Consider the following 18,303-nt stretch of genomic DNA (forward strand, 5'->3'; position numbering starts at 1 on the left):
ATCCTCCTTGTAGCAACGCGCTTCCCTTGATCCGGGAGCAATGGGTTATTCGCTGTCGGGAGATGGTCGCTTGTCTGTTGTTCTGCCAAACTGCCGGACCATCCAGGTGATGGCGCCGGCGCCGACGAGCAGGGTGGCCAGAAACATGATGATCGGTCCGATCTGGAATGAAACCGCCATCGCTGCCGGATGAAGATAGTCGTGGAGTGCGCCGTTGCGTACCGTGTCGCGGAGCAGTGACATGAGGTAAACGAGCGGGACGGCAATGGTGGCCGCGATGGTGAGCCGTTCCCGGAATGCAGCCCACAACAGGACCGCCGTCAGGGCGAAACCGGCCAGCAGCAGGGTGGTGGCCAGGCGGTCATCCCCCATGAACAGCATCATCATGTCGCGTGGAAGTCGCATCAGGAACCAGATGCCGACCAGAATCTGCAGCATGGTCAGCAGGCGGAATACCCGTAGGCCGATGGCCCGGGCTGCCGCGCCTGCTTCCGGATCACGACGGGTCAGGCGGTTGCCGAAGAGGGCGACGAACAGCCCGCCGATGGCGATGGCGCCGATGATGAAGTGGAGGTAGCGCGGCCACAGAGTCGGGTCCGCCAGGTTGAGGATGGTTCCGCCGGCGTTGGTGAAATAGGCCTGCCAAGCTGACGGGACGAGCATCAGGGTCATGTTGTTGACGAAGAGAAAGGCGATGGTCAGGAAAGCCGCCAGTGCCAGGGCGAGGCAACCGCTTCCGGCCCGGCCGAGCCGGGCGAACGAGAATTCATGAAGGTAGAGGAGGGCGTAGGCGGCCATCAGCAGCGGAATCACCAGTATCCAGAAGAGTGCCATCAGCACCGAGCTAGTGAAGAAAAACTGGCCATAGAGCACCTGGAGGAAGAGCAGCGCCGCAACACCGAGATTGACGGCAAAGGCGACCAGTGCCGGGATGACCCGCCCCAGGGCGTGGGCCAGCCGCCGGGAGGTTTCGTCGTGCTTGAACCGGACGATCAGAGTGATGGCGGTGGTGCCGAGCATGGCGTTCATTAGCAGCAGGTGGAGGGGGAAGACGGCGATCAGGAGCGCCCGGAAGAGCTGCCAGTTTGCCGAAAGGTTGTCGGGAGTAGGGATCAGCTGGTTCATTGGTTTCCTCCCTGGGCGGCATGGAAGAGGAAATCCGCCAGTGCCTCCTTGTCGGCGGCCGGGGCGTTCAACGGCGGCATTACCCCTCCTTTCAGCTTGTCGAGCATGTCGAGGGCCGCGCGGATCCGTTGCCGATCCCAGCCGGTCACTTTCGGCAGCAGCGGATTGCCACCGCCGCGCAGGGTGTGGCACATGCTGCAGTGGGTTTCGAAGACGTCTTCCCCCGGGTCATGGGCCGGGGCGGCCGTTTCGGCGGGATGATTGAGCGAATAAATGTAGCCGGCGATCAGGTCCTTTTGTGCCGGGCTGCCGGTGAAATTCGGCATTGCCGGCTGCAGTGTGTTGAGGTTGTCGAGCGCCCAGCGAATCTTCTGCCGCGTCCAGCCGGCGGTGCGGCTCTTTACCAGGCTTTCCGGGTGGCAGATCGTGCAGTGGGTGCGGAAGGTCTTCTGCCCCTGGGTGCCTGCTGCCGCTGGCATGATGAGCGGTTTCCCCTGCAGCCCGCCGATGATGTAGGCGGCCAGGGCCCGCCGCTCGTCCGCGCTGCCGGCCACCGGCGGCATGAACGGGCGGAGCTGGTGAACGGTGGCCAGATAGTTCTGCAGTACCGGATAACTCATGGTCTTGGTCCGGGCGATGATGTCGTTGTTGAAGCCCCCTATCGTATGGCAGGCGTAGCACTGGAATTTGAACAGCTCCGCTCCGGCCTCCGGCAGGCTTTCTTCGTGGACCTCCTTGAACCTGGTCCAGCGGGCGGTCGGCAGAAATCCTTCCCGGTCGATCAGCGGCTGATCGGCGGCCATGATGCCGGTCGAATACATGACGCCATCGATGACGTACGGCCGGCGGGAGGCTTCCCTGCTCCATTCGAACGAGCCCATCAGCACGAACGAGGCGGCAAATACCAGCAGGGCCGCCGGTTTGGTGTGAAACGCCGGGCGGGTAAGAACCAGCAGCAGAGTCAGGATGGTGAGAATGACGGTGGCGACGGTGCCATAGCTGGCAGCACGGACGATGGTCGGCGACAGTCCGGCGGCAAGGCGATGGGCGAGGGGGGGGAGTTCGGCCAGGTACCACCAGCCGCAGGGAAGGGCAGCGAGCAAGGCCCCGAGTACCCACAGCCCGGAAAAACGGCTCATCGTCCGCTTCAGTTCGGTATCTTTGAGAAATGCAGTGGTAAGAAAGGCATAGACTCCGGCGAACATCAGCGCCATACAGGTCCGAAAGGCGAGGGCCGGCCAGAAAGTTTCGTTGAAAAAACCCGCCCAGAAGTCATGGCTGACGGTCCAGCTCCCCGGCGTCAACATGAAGTCGATGATGCCGTTGATGATGAACAGGCTGCACCAGGCGGCGGCCGCGTAAATCCAGCCGACCGCCTGGTGGGTGCGCGGCTCCAGCCGGTCGAACGAATAATAGTAGACGAAGATGGCGACGATCTCGACCAGGAAGAAGACCCATTCGGTGGCCCAGCCGAAAACGAAGGTGTGAATGAGGAGCGAAGTGGCGGCCGGGTTGACGATGCCGATGATGAACCAGATGCCGACGCCGCTGATCCCTCCCAGAATTGCCGTCATCAGGAGGAAGAAGCGGGCGTGGGTACGGGTGAAGACCAGGATCGCCGGGTTGCTTTCCCGATATCCCTTCCGCTCGGCGAAGACCAGGTAAAAACCACCGCCCACCGCAAAATGGGAAATACAGACGTGGAAGATGCTGATCAGGGCGATGAGGATGCCACCGCCGATGGTCGGCATATACCAGACCGGATAATTCATAACATATCCTCGGGTTTGGAAGTTTGGACGAAATGTCCTCAATGGCCTGAAATGGCCGGCTGCACTCTGCTTCGAGGATAGCGTCCTTTCCCGGAATTGCAACCCCTTGGTCGATTCGTCGCCGGCGGGCGGAGCGTCAGGTCGTTACTCAGTTGGTGGTCAGGCGGGGCGTCTCGCATAAAAAAAGGAGTCCTGAGACTCCTTTGCGGCCCCAGGAGAACGTGCCTCCGGGGAAAAATGGGGCGAGACGGGTTAGAAATCGACAAATAAGGCCAGCCCGCCGCCGATATCGGGGCTGCCGTTGGTGAAGCCGTGCGAGAGATACGCTTCGAGGCTGTACCGGTCGCCGATGTCGTATACCCCTTTCAGCCGGCCCTCGAAGAGGGCGGGGGAGCCGTCGGCCGGTGCCGTGGCTCCACGGCCGAGCAAGGTGCAGAAAAACTGCCGGGTAAGCTGATAGCCGAGCCCCGCTTCGTAGTTGAGGTAGTCCTTTGTCTGATAGAGGTCAGAGGAGCCCTGGAAGACGTAGGTCGCTTCTCCGGCGAGTCGCCAGTCGCCGAACCATTTTTCCAGCGACAGGCCAATGCCTGCATCAAACTCACCGGTCCCCAGCCCCTTATCCCTGTCTGCGGTTGGGAACTTGAAGTAGAGCGTCGGCCTGATACGGGGGACGAGATCGCTTTCCTGAACCACAATGTAGCCGGCCGTCAGGGTGATGTCGCCAAGGCCGCTCGCCGAGGCCGACGGATTGCTGATTGACGAACCGGTTCCGCCGGCGCTGGTGCCGCCAGGCCCGGACATGAAGCGCGGCATGGCTGACATCGTGCTCATGCCGTAGCCTCCTCCCCGGTAGGGCATGGTAGTGCCGTAAACGGTATTGCTGTTACTCTGGTATACCCAGGGGATGATCAGCTCCAGGTCGAGCCGCTCGGTAGGATAGAGGTCGACGATCAGCGGCACCGAAACGAAGTCGGTGGTGGTGTCAGTCCCATAGTCGCCCGAAGAGATGTCAAAACCGAGGCCGACGGAGACGAGCCGCCGCTGTCCGGAAGGCGACTCGGCGGCGCACACCGGCATGGCGGCGATGATCAGGAGCAGAAAGGCGCAATACAATGGAAGGGCAATCCTTCGTGAAGTGGTGCATGGCATAAAATCTCCTTCGGGCTATTGATGAAAAGCTCGGCCGACAGTGGGTTATGATCCGCTATGCGTCTTCGACCGGCTCTTGGTCCGGCTTTTCTGGCGGGTTCCCTTGGTCTGCTGCTTCTGTTCCTTGCTCTGCACCGCTTCTTCGTGGCGCTCCCGTTCCTGGTACTGTTCCTGATATTGGTTTGCGCCGGTGCTCCCCTGGTGTTGTTGCCGGTATTCATTGGTCTTCTGGTACTGTTTGCCGCTACTTGCCGGCTCGGCAGCCAGAGCGCCGCAGCTGACGGCTGCGCAGAGCCCTGCCGCCAGCCCGATAGTCAAAATGGTTCGTGCCATGAGAGTTTCTCCTGTTCCCGCTACCGGCCATGCCGGCCGCCACCGCCTCGCCGGCCGGAACTCGCCGGCCGGTTACTGCCGGATCGGGACTGCCCGGACCAGCTCGGCTTGCCGGTGTCGCTGCGCAGATTGGCTTCTTCGCCGGTAGCGCTGTTCGAAATCCGCTGGGTGAGAAGGTACGTCTTGCCGTCCTTGCCGATCGCCTTCGCTCCCCGTATCGTTACCGTATCGCCGGTCTTCAACGGTAGCCCGTGCTCGTTCCAGTACCAGGGGGGGCCGAGTACCGCGTGGAACGTTTCCCCCTTTCCGTCGATCACAGCAATAATGTGCTTGCCGTCGCTGTCCGGGCCGAGAGAGACAATCCGTCCGGTAACGGTCGTTACGGTGTTCAGATCATACCCTTGCTCCAGGTCGAGGCCGCTCTTCTCCCATCCCCAGCCGACACCGAAGCCCCAGCCGGCGGAGGCGATGCCCCCCTGCAGCAGCGTGAGTACGACGAGTGTCGTGAAGATTGTCGAAAAACGTCCTCTACCCATACTTCTCCTCCTGACGTCTGCGTTTCCCGGTCGTACCGAGATCGGCCGGGGGCGGGACGGCGGCCGCTAGTCGCCTCTCCCTTCCCCGGCCTGTTCGTGAACTCACCGCTCGGCTGCCGGGTTTCCCGGCACGATTTAGTTGGTCGGAACGGTGTTCGGCGAGCCGTAGCCGGTTCCATCCATCGGCGGGACAGTGTTGCCGGTGCCGTCGCCGGGGCCGAGTCGCCGCATCTGCCCTACGCCGCTCGTCGTCCCGGTGGCGCTCTGGAGCTGCTGCCGGGTCTGGGTGGCAGTCCCCGTGCTGGTGCTCGTGCTGGTGCTCGTGCTGGTCAGGCAGCTGCCATCGCGGAGCCGCAAGCCTTTTCCTACCCCCTGGCCGCCGTTCATGGCCTTGTTACCGGCGGCGAAGGCTTCCGCTCCGAGGCTGAGGGCGCAGACGGCGGCGAGTGCTACGGTTACGATTGCTTTTCTGTTCATGTTTTTCTTCCTCCTTGACGTTGTGATCCTTCTGTCGGGAGGATTTCCATTCAGTGTGCCAGAACAATCGCCAGCTGCAACTGGCGGAAAAATCTGCTGAAACTTTTTCCCAGCTTCCTGCCGGTGCAAGAAAACAGGTGCAAATATTGCGCGTCCGGGTGAGAATTTGCACCGCTTGGAGCATCGGCTCTTTTACTCGTCGTCGATCAGCCCGTATTGCTTGAGCCGGTATTGGAGCGTTCGCCGGGAAATCCCCAGCTTTTCGGCGGTTAGCCGCCGATTGTCGCCACAGCTCTTCAGCGCCGCGACAATTACCTCGCGTTCCATTTCCTTTAGCAGTCCTTCACTGTCCTGGTCGGTGGCCGGCCGGGAACGGAGCGTCTCCGGAAGGTCCTGGACGGTGATCGATTGCCGGGCCAGGATCACCGCGCGTTCGATGACGTTTTGCAGTTCCCGGATATTGCCGGGCCAGGCGTAGCGCCTGATTGCCGCCATCGCCGCTGCTTCGATGCCGCGGATTTTCCGGCCGGTCAACCGGGCGAAGCGGCCGATGAACCAGTCGGTCAATTGCGGCAGGGCATCCCGGCGCTCCCGCAACGGCGGGAGATGCAGGGGGAAAACGGCGAGACGGTAATACAAATCCTCCCGGAACCGCTTTTCGCGGACTTCGACGGTCAGGTCCCGGTTGGTGGCGGCGATGACCCGTACGTCGACCCGGATCTCCCGGCTGCCGCCGACCCGCTCGAAGCTCCGTTCCTGGAGTACCCGCAGGAGTTTGGCCTGCAGGCTGAGCGGCATTTCGCCGATCTCGTCGAGAAAGATGGTTCCCCCTTGGGCCAGCTCGAACTTGCCTCGTCGGGCTTGCAGCGCCCCAGTGAAGGCGCCCCGCTCGTGGCCGAACAATTCGCTCTCCAGCAGGTTTTCCGGGATTGCCGCACAGTTGACGGTGACGAAACTCGCCCCTTTACGGGGGCTCAGGAGGTGGATCGTTCGGGCGATCAGTTCCTTGCCGGTACCGCTTTCGCCGGTGACGAGCACCGTCGTGGCCATCGGTGCAACCTCGCCGACGAGCCGGCGCAGGTCGGCCATCGCCTCTCCGGCGAAGATCAGCTCTTCCGGTGGCAGGCCGGCCGCCTCCGTTTCCTTGAGGGCCAGGTAGTCGCGTTCCTGCCGGCTGCTGGCCAGTGCGCGGCGGACGATGACCCGAAGCGTCTCCGGATCCTTGAGCGGTTTGGTGAGGAAATCCGCTGCGCCTTCCTTGATGGCTGCCACCGCCTCTTCGACGGTTCCGAAGGCGGTCAGGAGGATGAAAGGTGGCGCCGGCGGCTCTTCCCGGCAGGCGCGAAACAGTTCGAGCCCTCCAATTTCTGGCATCTTGAGGTCGGAGATGACGAGGTCGAACGATTCCCGCCGCAGTAGCGCGAGCCCAGCCCGGCCGTCAGCCGCTTCGCGCACTTCGTACCCTTCGCCGGCCAGGATCGTCCTGAGCAGCCGACGAAAGGTGGGATCGTCTTCGACAAGCAGGATACGGGCGGTCATGGTTGTTTCCTTCCGTGGGAGGCGGGAAGCGTCACGCGAAAAACCGACCCCCGGTCGCTGCCGGCTTCCACGGCAATCGTTCCGCAATGGGCCTCGACTATCTTGCGGCAGATGGCCAGACCCAGGCCGCTCCCCCGGGCCTTGGTGGTGAAAAACGGCTCGAAAATCCGCTGCCGATCGGCAGCGGGAATTCCCGGCCCGGTGTCGGTCACCGTGATTTCAACCGTACCGTTACGGGCAGCAGTGGCGATGGTCAGCGTTCCCTCGACGTTCATTGCCTGGAGGCCATTGACTGCCAGGTTGAGCAGCAATTGCTCCAGACGGTCCCGGTCGCCGCTTACCTGCAGGCCGGGGGTGAGCTGCGGGAGGAGGATAATATCCCGCAGCCGGGCCTCCGGTGCCACCAGTGACAGGACGTAATCGACCAGTTCCCCGAGATCGATCAGCGTCCGCTGTTCAGGCTCCTGGCGGGCGTAAACCAGCAGGTTGTTGACCAGTTCTTCGAGGCGGACCGCCTCGGTGACGATCATGGAAGCAAACTCGCCGATTTCGTCGTGGTTGAGCTGCTCATTGAGCAGTTGGGCGTATCCCTTGATGCCGGCCAGGGGATTGCGGACTTCATGGGCAAGCACCGCCCCCATTTCACCCAGCTGGGCGAGTCGCTCCCGGTGGGCCATCTCCCGGCGATGAATCTCTTCCCGCCGGGCAAAGCGGTAAATCAGGCCGCCCATCACCCACGCCAGGCCGAGGAGGGCAAAGAGCATCACCATGCCGAGCCGGGCCTGGCGCACCACCTCTTCAGCCCGCCAGGGGTGGAGGCTGAGCCGCAGGGCCAGTAGCCGGTTCGGGAGGTGCACCGGTGCGTTGTACTCGAAGACTTCTTCGCCGGTGCCGAGGCGGATTCGCTCCTCGGCAAAACCGAGCTGGCGGAAGACCGGCTCGAAACGGCGGTCGGCAACCCGGCTGCCGATCAGGTCCGGATTGGAGTGAAAGACCTGGATGCCATTCCGGTCGATCAGGGAAAAATAAGCGATGTCACGGGAGTGGAAAGCGTTGAGGCTGGCGAATGAGGGGTCCCGGTCCGCCACCGATTCCACGGCCGAAGCAAGCGAAAGGGCCAGACCGCGCAGATTTCCCTCGGCGATCGGGATGGCGCTCCGATAGGTGCCGATGGCGAGCCAGGCGAGCAGGGCGGTGAGAATCAGTCCGGCCGCCAGGGAAAAGAGCGGAACGAGGTTTCGATGCATCGGACGGGCTCCCTTGGGATGCGTGACAGAAAGATAACAGCTAAGCGCCGGGTGGTGCAAGGGGTAAGCAGCATTCAATTAAATTTTATTAGCACGAACTGCGCCATGCGCGGTAATTTTTGCCTTTAACCGTGCTCGCTGCGGGGGTATTATCAGCTGGGAAAGTCGGCTGATGGAGGTGACTGATGCGGCAGGGCAAACCGGCAAAAAAATATTCGCAGGCGGGACGGGTGCACGATCTGATTCGGCTGATCGAGGCCCGGCACGGCGTCACTCTGGAGGAGATGGCCGAGGAGACCGGCGTCGACCGGCGGACCGTCCACCGGGATCTGAATGTCATCCACGAGGCCGGCTATCCGCTCGTTTCGGAGTGGCTGAACGGCCGGAAAGTCTACCGCTTTCTCACCCGGTTCAAGGATGTCCCGCCGATCACCTTTACGCTCCAGGAATTGATGGCCCTGTCGTTTTTCCGCTCGCAGCTGCATTTCCTCGATGGTACTCCTTTCCGCGACGACCTGGAGACGGTTTTCCGCAAGATCAACTCGGTTCTTCCGCCCCGCTACGCCGCCCACATGGAGCGGATCGCCGACGTCTCTCTGCCGCTCCTGCAGGGGCGGCGGGACTACCGGCCGGTGGCGGAGCCGCTCCGCCAGCTGCGCGAGGCGCTCATTTACCAGTACCGGGTCAACCTTGCTTACCGGGCCAAGGGAAAGGGCGGGGTTTCGACCTATGTCGTGGATCCGTACACACTCATTTTCTACAAGGGGGGGCTCTATCTGGTCGGCTATGCCCACAACCGGCAGGCGATCCGGACCTTTGCTGCCGAACGGATCGCCTCGGTGGAGCTGGAAAAAGAGCGCTTCGAGATGCCCGACGACTATCAGCCGGAAGAGCGTCTCAAGGGGGCGTTCGGGATAGTTGACGAAGCGCCGCTGGCGGTCCGGATCCGTTTCTCCCCCGAAGTAGCCCATGCGGTCCGGGAGCGGATCTGGCATCCGAGCCAGCAGATCGAAAGCGGGCCCGCCGGCAGTATCGTGCTCGCCTTTACTGCCGGCGGAGTCCTGGAGATAATCTCCTGGCTCCTTTCCTACGGAAATCATGCCGAACTCCTGGAGCCGGTGTCACTGAGGGCCGAAGTGGCGCGAATCGTTGCCGACATGGCGGCCAAGTACCTGCCCTCGCTCCCTGCCGATCATGACTGAACATGGTCTTTTCGCCTCAAGCGAACCACCGCTTCAGCCGATAAGTAAATAACAAGAGATCAATGTTTTTAGCCACCTGCGGTAGGTGCGGGATTGCCGGATATTTCCGCCGGGTGGTGGGGTGTCACGATGGGGTATCCATCCCGGCTGGGTAATCTAAATATTTCGCTGCCGTCGCCGCGCCGGCAGTTCTTCGTCTTGCTGGGGGTCATCTTCTTCATCGATCTGGCCTTGATGTTGATCCTGGGGGTGCTCTTCCACGATCTCACCAGGCTGCACGTCTATCTTTTCGATAGTCTGGCGCTGGTGATTCTCTGTGCTCCTTTTCTCTGGGGCCGCATCGTTCGGCCGATGCGCGAGACCGCGGCCACGGCCACCAACCGGATCGAGAGCCTGCTCGAATACCTGGCCGACGGGATCATCAGTTTTGACGAAGAGGGGGCGGTCAGGCTGGTCAATCCGGCGATCGAGAGGATGTTCGGCTTTTCCGCCGAAGAGGTGATCGGTCGAAGTGTCGACGAACTGCTGGTCGGTAACGAGAACGGGGGAAGCTATTTCCCCTTTGCCCTGGCGGCGCGTGACGAATGGAGCAGCGGCCGGGTCACCTATTCGATCACGGGACTTCGTTGCGACGGTAGCCGCTTCCCGGCCGAACTGTCGGTGAGCAAGGTGCGGATCGGTAACCACTGGACGTTTCTTGGCCTTGTCCGCGACGTAACTGCCCGGAAGCGGGACGAGCAGGACCTGCTGCTGCTGAAACGTGCCATCGAGTCGAGTGTCAACGGCATCTCCATTACCGACGTTACCCACCCCGACAACCCGATCATCTACGTCAATCCGGCCTTTGAACGGATGACCGGCTACGCCGCCCATGAAGTGCTGGGCAAGAATCCGCGCTTTCTCCGCGGAGACAGCCGGGACCAGGAGGAAACCAGGAAGATGTCGGCCGCCTTTCGCGAGCGGCGGGATGGCTATTTCGTCCTGCGCAATTACCGCAAGGACGGCACCCTGTTCTGGAACGAGCTCTATATCGCCCCGGTCCGCGACCGGGCCGGGGTAGTCACCAACTACATCGGGGTAATGAACGACATCACCGAACACCGCCACTACGAAGAACAGCTCATCTATCACGCCACCCACGATCCGCTGACCGGGCTTCCCAACCGGAATCTTCTCCAGGACCGTCTCGCCCAGGCCCTCGCCCTCGACGCCTTCGCCCACAAGAACCCGCTCTGCGTGATGTTTCTCGACCTCGACAACTTCAAGAAGGTCAACGATACGCTGGGGCATACGGTGGGGGACATGCTGCTCAAGGCGGTGGCCGACCGGCTGACCGGCTGCGTGCGGGGCGGAGATACGGTGGCCCGGCTCGGCGGCGACGAATATATCATCGTTCTGCCCAATGTCCGGGAGATGCAGGACGTTATCACCGTGGCCAAAAAGATCATCGCCGTGTTTGCCGCGCCGTTTCCGCTGCTGGGCGATGAAATCTACGTGACCTCCAGTATCGGCATTGCCCTCTCACCGACGGACGGGGAAACGGTCGACGCCCTGCTCAAGAATGCCGACGCGGCCATGTACCATGCCAAGGAGCAGGGGAAAAACAATTACCAGTTCTATTCGGCGGAGATGAATATCCGGGTCTTCGAGCGGCTGGCGCTGGAGACGAGCCTCCATCGGGCCATTCGGCAACGGGAGTTTCTGCTCCACTACCAGCCGCGGGTTGACCTGAGGACCGGCCGGATTTCCGGGGTGGAGGCGCTGGTTCGCTGGAATCATCCCGAAATCGGCCTGGTGTCGCCTGCCAAGTTCATCCCGCTGGCCGAGGAGACCGGCCTGATCGTGCCGCTCGGCGAGTGGGTGTTGCGGACCGCCTGTGCCCAGAACCGAATCTGGCAGGAACGGGGCTTGCCACCGCTGCGGATCGCCGTTAACCTCTCTTCCCGCCAGTTCAGGCAGGAGAACCTCATCCAAATGGTGGCCGGGGTTTTGACGGAGACACACCTGGCGGCACAGTGGCTGGAGTTGGAGCTGACGGAGAGCCTGGTGATGCAGGAAGGCGAGCGGTCGGTGGCCATCCTGACCGAACTGAAAGAAATGGGGATCGATATCGCCATCGACGATTTCGGCACCGGCTATTCATCTCTCAGCTACCTGAAGCGGTTCCCGGTCAGGAACCTCAAGATCGACCAGTCGTTCATCCGCGACATGACCCGCGACCCCGACGATGCCACCCTGGTGCGGACGATCATTACCATGGCCCACGGCCTTGGCATGAAGGTTATTGCCGAGGGGGTGGAACTGGAAGAGCAGCTCGACTTCCTTCGCCGGCATCAGTGCGAAGAGATCCAGGGCTACTATTTCAGCCAGCCGCTTGATGCCGAGAAGTTCGAGCAGTTGCTCCGTTCCGGCAAGTCGCTTGTCGATACTGGCTTTGCCTCCCCGGAGGTGGGGTACGGCGACGGACCCGGCGTGGCTGGCCGGGGGGCTATTCAAGGGTAAAAAAGAACGTGGCTCCCTGGTCCGGCTCGGCGACGGCCCAGATGGCGCCGCCATGCCGGTTGATGATCCGCTGGACCGTGGCGAGGCCGATCCCGTGGCCGGGGTAATCGGCCTTGTCATGCAGCCGCTGGAATGGGCAAAAGAGCCGGTCCGCCAGTTCCATCGGAAATCCCGCCCCGTTATCTTTGACGAAAAAGATCGTTTTCCCCTCCACCTCTTCCCGGCCGATGTCAATCAGCGTTATCGCTTTTTTCCGTGCGTATTTCCAGGCGTTACCGAGCAGATTCTCCAACACGATCCGCAGGAGCGCCGCATCGGCGTCGACGGTCATCCCTTCGGCGATGGTGACGGTCGCTGGCCGTTCCGGTTCATTCATCCGCAGGGTGAAGGAGATATCTTCGGCGAGTTTGCTCAGGTCGACGGTTTCCCGGTGCACTTCGTAACGCGCTACCCGTGAGAAGCCGAGCAATGTTTCGATCAGGTTGTTCATCCGCTCGGATTCGTCTTCGATTCGGATGACGTAGCTCCGGCACTCCTCATTGAGTTGCTCCGCACAGACGGTGAGCAATACGTCGCTGTAACCGGAAATCACGGTCAGATGGGAACGAAGGTCGTGGGAGACGGTATATATAGTTGAAGGCCTCCAGGTCGCTGTTCGCCAGCTCCAGTTCCATGGCGCGGGCGGCCAGACTTGCGTTGAGACTTTCGACTTCCCGGGCACTCCGACGTTGCTCGGTGATATCGGTCATCACCGAGAGGGAGCGGATAATCTCACCCCGCTTGTCCCGTTCCGCCTCGGACGACAGCAGGACGTCGATGATCCGACCGTCTCTGGCAACGGTCTGCAGCGGCGCTTCGCGGATGCGGCCGGTTTCGAGAAACTGGGGGATGATCGCCCCCAACACGTAGCTCCTTGAATCGTCGGTCATGAAATCGGCGGAGAGCCGGCCGATGACTTCGTCGCGCTGGTAGCCGAGGGTCTCCAGCCAATAGTCGCTGACATTGACGATGTTTCCCGACCGATCGATGGAGTGCAGCATCGCGGGGGTATTGTTATAAAGGTTACGATACCGCTCCTCGCTTTCTTTGAGATTCCTGAAAAGCAGATTGTACGGCTCTTCCAGCATGGTGCCGATCATTGCCCGGTAGATGAAGTAAAAACCGCCGAGGGCGAAGAGATGGCCGATCATGACGGTGGGGCCGAATGGCGTGGCATAGCGGCTGAATTCCAGCTCGCTGACAATGAACAGCAGGAGCGCGCTCCCCATGAGCCCGATCACTTTCCGGTCCAACAACCGCCGCTGGCGAATCATCAGGACGAAGGCTCCCGACAGGACAAGGCAGATGAAATATTCGCTGCCGACCTTGAACGGGGTGAGCGACCCATCTTCCCGGTAACAATCCGGAATGAAGCCGCCATGGAAAACCATCCCGACGATCACGGCGGTTGCCAGGAAATAAACGGCCACCGTCATGCCAATGCGGAGCCGGTGGTTCAGGAACGTCGGGGCGGCAAACAGGGAAATGCTTTGCAGGGAACGGGCGGCAAGCCAGAATTGAGCCGAGGGGTTCGGCCCGATGCTGGGAAAGAGTTCCATGGCCGGATAGGTCAGCGCGTGCAGGAGTTCCAGGATGGCGACAAAGAGGTGCGAGATGCCGATCAGCAGGATGTAGTGATTGTCGGTAAAGCGGCGGGAATGCCAGGCGATCATGAAAATACCGCTGGCAATAACTACCGAGAGAATCTCGACCAGCGAGTGGAAGAGAAGGAAGCTGTGACAGCTGGTAACGTAGAGCCCGCCGAGGGTTCCCGCCGAGAGAGCGATAAAACCCAAATCGCCAATGCCGAAGTGTGCTCTGGCCATGAAGCCCTTCATAAATGGGATTGGGGAGGGAGGCCGGTGCATTAGGCTGGATTAATTATCCCCTCCAACCGTTCTACTTTACCAACTCCCGCCCAATTTGCAATGACAGGGGGGAGTTGACGGTCCGCCATCCTGGGCTTCCTGCATGGGCACACCACGCTGCGGCCGGTGGAACGGCAGATTGACAAAAACACGCCCTTGCACTATAAGTGAACTTTTTTCCGGAGGTTTTTCGTGGAACACCTTGACGATACGCCGCTGCGGAAACTGATCCGCGAGCGGATTGCGGCCCGGGGGAAAATCCCTTTTGCGGAGTTCATGGTCGCTTGCCTGTACGAACCAGGCCTCGGTTACTATACCTCGCCGGGACGCAAGGTCGGCGCCGAGGGAGATTTTTACACCAGCATCAATGTCCACCAGGCCTTCGGCCGGGTCATCGCCCGAGAGATCTGCCAGATGTGGGAGACACTGGGGTGCCCCGGTTCCTTCGAAATCGTCGAGGCCGGTGCCGGCCACGGCCAGCTTGCCAAGGATATCCTCGATACCATCCGGGCCGTGAATGGCGAGCTGTACGCGGTCCTGACCTGCCGGCTGATCGAGACGGAGCCGTCGCTGCGGGAGGTGCAGCGCCAACTCCTGGCCGAGCATGCGGGGAAGCTCGCCTGGAGCAGCCCGGACGAGCTGGCTGCCGGTACCCTCCGTTTCACCGGCTGTCTCTATTCCAACGAACTCCTTGACTCCTTCCCGACCCACCTGGTGGAGATGACAGGTGCAGGACTCCGGGAGGTGTACGTGACCGTTGCCGGGGACGATTTTGCCGAAGAACTCGACCATCCTTCCACCCCGGAACTGGCGGAGTACCTGGCGCGGCTCGGCATCACCCTCAACGAGGGGCAGCGGGCCGAGATCAATCTCAATGCCGTGCGCTGGCTGGCGGCGGTGGCCGGCTCGCTGGAGCGGGGATTCGTCCTGACCATCGATTACGGCTATCTCGCTCCCGAGTTGTACGGGCCGATGCGTCAGAACGGCACCCTTCTCTGCTATTACCGGCATACGATCGAAGAGAATCCGTACCTCCGGGTCGGCCAGCAGGATATGACCACCCATGTTGACTTTTCCACACTGATTGAGCAGGGGGAGGCGGCCGGGCTGAAAAAGATCTGGTACGGCGAGCAGTACCGTTTCCTGGTGGCGGCCGGGATCATGGAGGAGCTGATGGCCCTCGAGGCGGTGGCTACCCGGGAGGAGGAACGGCTCAAGCTTCGCCTGACCATCAAGAAGCTGCTGCTTCCCGAAGGGGGGATGGGCGATACCTTCAAGGTCCTCGTCCAGGGCAAAGGGGTCGAAAACCCGCATCTGCTCTGCATGCGCGACTGGAGTCGGCTCTTTTGACAGCGGGGTGCGGGATGATAGACTTGATCCGGAGGCGGGGGGCGGGCCGGTGACCGGAATCAATGCCATAATTTTCGATCTCGACGGAACTCTTTACGTCAGCGATGCTTTAGGGGAACAGATTGTCGCGGCGGCAAGCCGCTACATAGCCGAGCTGCGGGCGACCACCGTAGCCGACGCCGAACGCCTGATCCGCGAGACCAAGGAGCTGCTGATCAGGCGGCAAGCCGGCGCGGTGACCCTGAGCCTGGCCTGCCGGGAGCTCGGCGGTGATCTGCCGGAACTGCACCGGCGCTTTGCCGGCGAGGTCGACCCGGTGCCGCTGCTCCGCCGCGACGAGCGGGTGGTGGCGCTGCTCCGTCGACTCAGCGAGCGTTTCGACCTCTACCTCTACACCAACAACAACCGCTCCCTCTCCGAGCGGATCGTGACGGCGCTTGGCCTCACCGGCCTTTTTCGCCGCATCTACACCATCGAAGACTCCTGGCGGCCGAAGCCGGACCGGGATGCCCTGGAAAAGCTCCTGCGCGATATCGACCGCCAACCCGGCCAGTGTCTTTTTGTCGGCGACCGCTACGATATCGACCTCCGCCTTCCCGCCGAGCTGGGAAGTGCGGTCTTTCTCTCGCAGAGCATCGATCAACTGCTGACGCTTAACTCCATCATTCAGTGAGGAACCAATGAACGAGAACCGCAAAGAAACCCTCGACGCCATCATGCGGGCCATGGAGATCGAAAAGGAAACCTTCGATTTCTATACCAAGGCCGAGCATAAGACTTTCAATCCGGAAGGGAAGCGGATCTTCCACTGGCTGGCCAAGACCGAGGAACAGCACTACCTGAAGCTGAACGAACTTTACCAATCCCTGCATGAAGGGGGACGATGGGTCTTCTACGGCGGCTCGACCATCGGCCTGGAACCGGGCGCCGCCGGCGAACCGCAGGTCGATTTCAACACCGACGATCTGGTGGCGTTGCAGATTGCCATGGAGATCGAGAAGAAGGGGATCGACTACTTCGACGAGTTGATTGCCGGGACGGCCGATGCCGCCGGCAAGGAGATGCTTGCTGCCCTTCGCAATGAGGAGGCTGAGCACCTTCGGGTCATCAGCGAGAAATACCGGGCAATCAAGGGGGAATAGGTTTTCCCCCCGCTGGCTCCGGGTGCCGCCGAGCATGGGAGCGCACCAATGGACTTCCGGATAGAAAAAGACACCCTCGGCCCTGTCGAGGTTCCCGCTGCTGCTTACTACGGAGCGCAGACCGCCCGGGCGGTGGCCAATTTCCCTATCTCGGGGCTGCGGCCCCATCCGGCGCTCGTCTGGGCGACGCTGGTCATCAAAAAGAGCGCTGCCCGGGCCAATATGGCGACCGGGCGACTGCCGGCGGAACTGGGCGGGGTAATCGTCCGGGCGGCCGACGAGGCGCTGGCCGGGGGATTTGCCGCCGATTTCGTTGTCGATCCGTTCCAGGCAGGGGCCGGTACCTCGCACAACATGAACGTCAATGAGGTGCTGGCCAACCGGGCCAATGAACTCCTCGGCGGGCAGCGGGGCGACAACGCGCCGGTTCATCCCAACGACCATGTCAATATGGCCCAGTCGACCAACGATGTCTTTCCGACTGCCATGCGGCTTGCCGCCTTGCGGCTGGCCGACGGTCTGGTTGCCGCCCTCGATGGCCTGATCGCCGCCCTGCGGCGCAAGGGGGAGGAGTTCGACCGGGTTCTGAAAAGCGGGCGTACCCACCTCCAGGACGCGGTGCCGATCCGGCTCGGCCAGGAATTCGAAGCCTACGCGGTGGCCATCGGTCGTAACCTGGCCGGGATCGAGCAGGCGCTCCCGGCACTCCGGGAACTGGGGATCGGCGGGACCGCCGTCGGCACCGGGCTCAATGCCGAACGGCGCTATATCGAACTGGTTGTCGCCGAATTGGCCGGCGAAACCGGTTTGCCGCTCCGGGGCGCGGCAAACCTGATCGAAACCACCCAGAACATGGACCCTTTCGTAGCGCTCAGTTCGGCCCTCAAGGGGGTGGCGGTCAACCTGATCCGGATCGCCAACGACCTGCGGCTGCTGGCGTCGGGGCCGCGGACCGGTTTGAACGAGATTACCCTGCCGGCGCTACAGCCCGGCTCGTCGATCATGCCGGGCAAGGTCAACCCGGTGCTGGCCGAGGTGACCGATATGGTGGCTTTCCAGGTGCTCGGGGCCGACACCACGATTACCCTTGCCGCCCAGGCCGGGCAGCTGGAGTTGAACGTGATGATGCCGGTCATCGCCTGCAACATCCTCTTCGCCCTGGAAATCCTGCAGAATACGATCCGCAAGCTGACTGATTCCTGTATTGCCGGGATCACCGCCAACGAGGCGCGCTGTGCCCGTTATCTGGACGAGTCGGTCGGCCTGGTGACGGTGCTGGCGCCGTACATCGGCTATGCGGCGGCGGCGGAGGTGGCGAAAGAGTCGATGCGGACCGGCCGGAGCGTCCGGGAGATTATCGTTGCCCGGGAACTGCTTTCGGCCGAAGCGCTCGGCAGGATTCTCGATCCCTATCCCCTGACCAGTCCGGGGGTACCGGGGCGCAAGGAATAGCGGGCCGAAGCCCGTAGGTGCTGAAACAACCCATTAACGGAAGGAGAGAACGATGCTGGAAGAAGTCAAGAAGGTGCTCGATACGGTCCGGCCGGCGCTTCAGGCGGACGGCGGCGATGTTGAACTGGTGGAAGTGACGGCGGACGGCGTGGTGAAAGTCAAGCTGGTTGGCGCCTGCGGCCACTGCCCGATGTCGACCATGACCCTCAAAATGGGGATCGAACGGACTCTCAGGGAGAAGGTGCCGGGAGTCAAGGAAGTTGTTGCCGTCTAAATCGGCACGACCGGTTGCTCCAGCCCGGCGACGGTTCGCGGCAGAGGGAGGTATCCCATGGCATGCAAGGTAAAGACGTTCGGTATGGAAATCAAGCCGCTGAAGACCATGCAGGAACTGGCCCAGCTCGATGAGCTGGTTAACCGGTTCGTTGCCGAGAACGGGGTGAAGAGGCTCATTGCCGTCTCCGATACCCCGACGACCGATGACAAGGGCGAAACGATCGGCCTCGTCAGGGTGATTGCCTACGAAGAGTGAAGACGGGAGGCGCGGTTGACGACCGCGCCTCTTCCGTT

Annotated in this window: 18 protein-coding genes; 8 read left to right on the plus strand and 10 right to left on the minus strand. The window is 61.8% G+C overall.

From position 1 onward, the window contains the following. Positions 1-45: 45 nt before the first annotated feature. The 8 genes from QMN23_RS02025 to QMN23_RS02060 all read right to left on the minus strand — a co-directional run bounded on the left by QMN23_RS02025 (position 46) and on the right by QMN23_RS02060 (position 8,178). On the minus strand, positions 46-1,125 hold the full coding sequence (locus QMN23_RS02025; protein WP_282001459.1) for a hypothetical protein: 1,080 nt from the start codon (positions 1,123-1,125) through the stop codon (positions 46-48). Beyond that, on the minus strand, positions 1,122-2,897 hold the full coding sequence (locus QMN23_RS02030; protein ID WP_282001460.1) for a c-type cytochrome: 1,776 nt from the start codon (positions 2,895-2,897) through the stop codon (positions 1,122-1,124). Before QMN23_RS02030 ends, QMN23_RS02025 begins: the two co-directional genes overlap by 4 nt. Before the next feature lie 252 nt (positions 2,898-3,149). Then, on the minus strand, positions 3,150-4,046 hold the full coding sequence (locus QMN23_RS02035) for a transporter (protein WP_282001461.1): 897 nt from the start codon (positions 4,044-4,046) through the stop codon (positions 3,150-3,152). A 45-nt stretch (positions 4,047-4,091) separates the two neighbouring features. Next, the gene (locus tag QMN23_RS02040) at positions 4,092-4,379 is read right to left on the minus strand and encodes a hypothetical protein (protein WP_282001462.1); all 288 of its coding nucleotides are present in this window, start codon (positions 4,377-4,379) and stop codon (positions 4,092-4,094) included. 20 nt (positions 4,380-4,399) lie between these two features. Next, the gene (locus QMN23_RS02045) at positions 4,400-4,915 is read right to left on the minus strand and encodes a hypothetical protein (protein WP_282001463.1); all 516 of its coding nucleotides are present in this window, start codon (positions 4,913-4,915) and stop codon (positions 4,400-4,402) included. Positions 4,916-5,050: 135 nt separating this feature from the next. Then, positions 5,051-5,392 carry a hypothetical protein gene (locus tag QMN23_RS02050; protein ID WP_282001464.1) on the minus strand — a complete coding sequence of 114 codons (342 nt, stop codon included), beginning with the start codon at positions 5,390-5,392 and terminating at the stop codon, positions 5,051-5,053. Between the two features lie 192 nt (positions 5,393-5,584). Beyond that, complete coding sequence (locus QMN23_RS02055; protein ID WP_282001466.1) at positions 5,585-6,931, minus strand: sigma-54-dependent transcriptional regulator; 1,347 nt, start codon at positions 6,929-6,931, stop codon at positions 5,585-5,587. Continuing rightward, positions 6,928-8,178: a two-component system sensor histidine kinase NtrB gene (locus QMN23_RS02060; RefSeq protein ID WP_282001467.1), complete on the minus strand. Its 1,251-nt coding sequence runs from the start codon at positions 8,176-8,178 to the stop codon at positions 6,928-6,930. Before QMN23_RS02060 ends, QMN23_RS02055 begins: the two co-directional genes overlap by 4 nt. A gap of 185 nt (positions 8,179-8,363) precedes the next feature. On the opposite strand from QMN23_RS02060, the gene QMN23_RS02065 reads away from it, so the two are divergent. Continuing rightward, positions 8,364-9,380, plus strand: a complete 1,017-nt coding sequence (locus QMN23_RS02065; RefSeq protein WP_282001469.1) for a helix-turn-helix transcriptional regulator — start codon at positions 8,364-8,366, stop codon at positions 9,378-9,380. 129 nt (positions 9,381-9,509) lie between these two features. After that, on the plus strand, positions 9,510-11,882 hold the full coding sequence (locus QMN23_RS02070; protein ID WP_282001470.1) for an EAL domain-containing protein: 2,373 nt from the start codon (positions 9,510-9,512) through the stop codon (positions 11,880-11,882). Here the strand turns inward: QMN23_RS02070 and QMN23_RS02075 are convergent. Both QMN23_RS02075 and QMN23_RS02080 read right to left on the minus strand, forming a co-directional pair. Beyond that, positions 11,869-12,474: a sensor histidine kinase gene (locus QMN23_RS02075; RefSeq protein WP_432613092.1), complete on the minus strand. Its 606-nt coding sequence runs from the start codon at positions 12,472-12,474 to the stop codon at positions 11,869-11,871. The two genes, QMN23_RS02070 and QMN23_RS02075, sit on opposite strands and share 14 nt — an antisense overlap. Continuing rightward, positions 12,419-13,747, minus strand: coding sequence for an MASE3 domain-containing protein (locus QMN23_RS02080; RefSeq protein WP_282001472.1), 1,329 nt, complete (start codon positions 13,745-13,747; stop codon positions 12,419-12,421). The genes QMN23_RS02075 and QMN23_RS02080 overlap by 56 nt, the downstream gene beginning before the upstream one ends. 234 nt (positions 13,748-13,981) lie before the next feature. Here QMN23_RS02080 and QMN23_RS02085 point away from each other — a divergent pair, with 234 nt between their 5' ends. The 6 genes from QMN23_RS02085 to QMN23_RS02110 are packed head-to-tail and all read left to right on the plus strand — an operon-like array spanning position 13,982 to position 18,265. Next, a complete protein-coding gene (locus QMN23_RS02085; protein ID WP_282001473.1) occupies positions 13,982-15,139 on the plus strand; it encodes a class I SAM-dependent methyltransferase in 1,158 nt (385 codons plus the stop codon). 49 nt (positions 15,140-15,188) lie between these two features. Continuing rightward, positions 15,189-15,812, plus strand: a complete 624-nt coding sequence (locus QMN23_RS02090) for an HAD family hydrolase (protein ID WP_282001475.1) — start codon at positions 15,189-15,191, stop codon at positions 15,810-15,812. Between the two features lie 7 nt (positions 15,813-15,819). Beyond that, on the plus strand, positions 15,820-16,281 hold the full coding sequence (locus tag QMN23_RS02095) for a ferritin family protein (protein ID WP_282001477.1): 462 nt from the start codon (positions 15,820-15,822) through the stop codon (positions 16,279-16,281). A 48-nt stretch (positions 16,282-16,329) separates the two neighbouring features. After that, entirely contained in the window at positions 16,330-17,733 is a 1,404-nt protein-coding gene (locus QMN23_RS02100) for an aspartate ammonia-lyase (RefSeq protein ID WP_282001478.1), read from the plus strand. Between the two features lie 52 nt (positions 17,734-17,785). Next, positions 17,786-18,007, plus strand: coding sequence for a NifU family protein (locus QMN23_RS02105; RefSeq protein ID WP_282001480.1), 222 nt, complete (start codon positions 17,786-17,788; stop codon positions 18,005-18,007). 57 nt (positions 18,008-18,064) lie between these two features. After that, entirely contained in the window at positions 18,065-18,265 is a 201-nt protein-coding gene (locus QMN23_RS02110; RefSeq protein WP_282001481.1) for a hypothetical protein, read from the plus strand. Positions 18,266-18,303: the final 38 nt, after the last annotated feature.

The sequence above is a fragment of the Geotalea uraniireducens genome (genome assembly GCF_027943965.1).
Lineage (GTDB): Bacteria > Desulfobacterota > Desulfuromonadia > Geobacterales > Geobacteraceae > Geobacter > Geobacter uraniireducens.

Excerpts from the sequence above, each read along its gene's own strand:
- QMN23_RS02110 (WP_282001481.1), top strand. The coding sequence starts at position 18,065 with ATGGCATGCAAGGTAAAGACGTTCGGTATGGAAATCAAGCCGCTGAAG.
- QMN23_RS02105 (WP_282001480.1), top strand. The coding sequence starts at position 17,786 with ATGCTGGAAGAAGTCAAGAAGGTGCTCGATACGGTCCGGCCGGCGCTT.
- QMN23_RS02095 (WP_282001477.1), top strand. The coding sequence starts at position 15,820 with ATGAACGAGAACCGCAAAGAAACCCTCGACGCCATCATGCGGGCCATG.
- QMN23_RS02045 (WP_282001463.1), bottom strand. The coding sequence starts at position 4,915 with ATGGGTAGAGGACGTTTTTCGACAATCTTCACGACACTCGTCGTACTC.
- QMN23_RS02100 (WP_282001478.1), top strand. The coding sequence starts at position 16,330 with ATGGACTTCCGGATAGAAAAAGACACCCTCGGCCCTGTCGAGGTTCCC.
- QMN23_RS02070 (WP_282001470.1), top strand. The coding sequence starts at position 9,510 with ATGGGGTATCCATCCCGGCTGGGTAATCTAAATATTTCGCTGCCGTCG.
- QMN23_RS02050 (WP_282001464.1), bottom strand. The coding sequence starts at position 5,392 with ATGAACAGAAAAGCAATCGTAACCGTAGCACTCGCCGCCGTCTGCGCC.
- QMN23_RS02040 (WP_282001462.1), bottom strand. The coding sequence starts at position 4,379 with ATGGCACGAACCATTTTGACTATCGGGCTGGCGGCAGGGCTCTGCGCA.
- QMN23_RS02055 (WP_282001466.1), bottom strand. The coding sequence starts at position 6,931 with ATGACCGCCCGTATCCTGCTTGTCGAAGACGATCCCACCTTTCGTCGG.
- QMN23_RS02035 (WP_282001461.1), bottom strand. The coding sequence starts at position 4,046 with ATGCCATGCACCACTTCACGAAGGATTGCCCTTCCATTGTATTGCGCC.
- QMN23_RS02030 (WP_282001460.1), bottom strand. The coding sequence starts at position 2,897 with ATGAATTATCCGGTCTGGTATATGCCGACCATCGGCGGTGGCATCCTC.
- QMN23_RS02080 (WP_282001472.1), bottom strand. The coding sequence starts at position 13,747 with ATGGCCAGAGCACACTTCGGCATTGGCGATTTGGGTTTTATCGCTCTC.
- QMN23_RS02060 (WP_282001467.1), bottom strand. The coding sequence starts at position 8,178 with ATGCATCGAAACCTCGTTCCGCTCTTTTCCCTGGCGGCCGGACTGATT.
- QMN23_RS02065 (WP_282001469.1), top strand. The coding sequence starts at position 8,364 with ATGCGGCAGGGCAAACCGGCAAAAAAATATTCGCAGGCGGGACGGGTG.
- QMN23_RS02025 (WP_282001459.1), bottom strand. The coding sequence starts at position 1,125 with ATGAACCAGCTGATCCCTACTCCCGACAACCTTTCGGCAAACTGGCAG.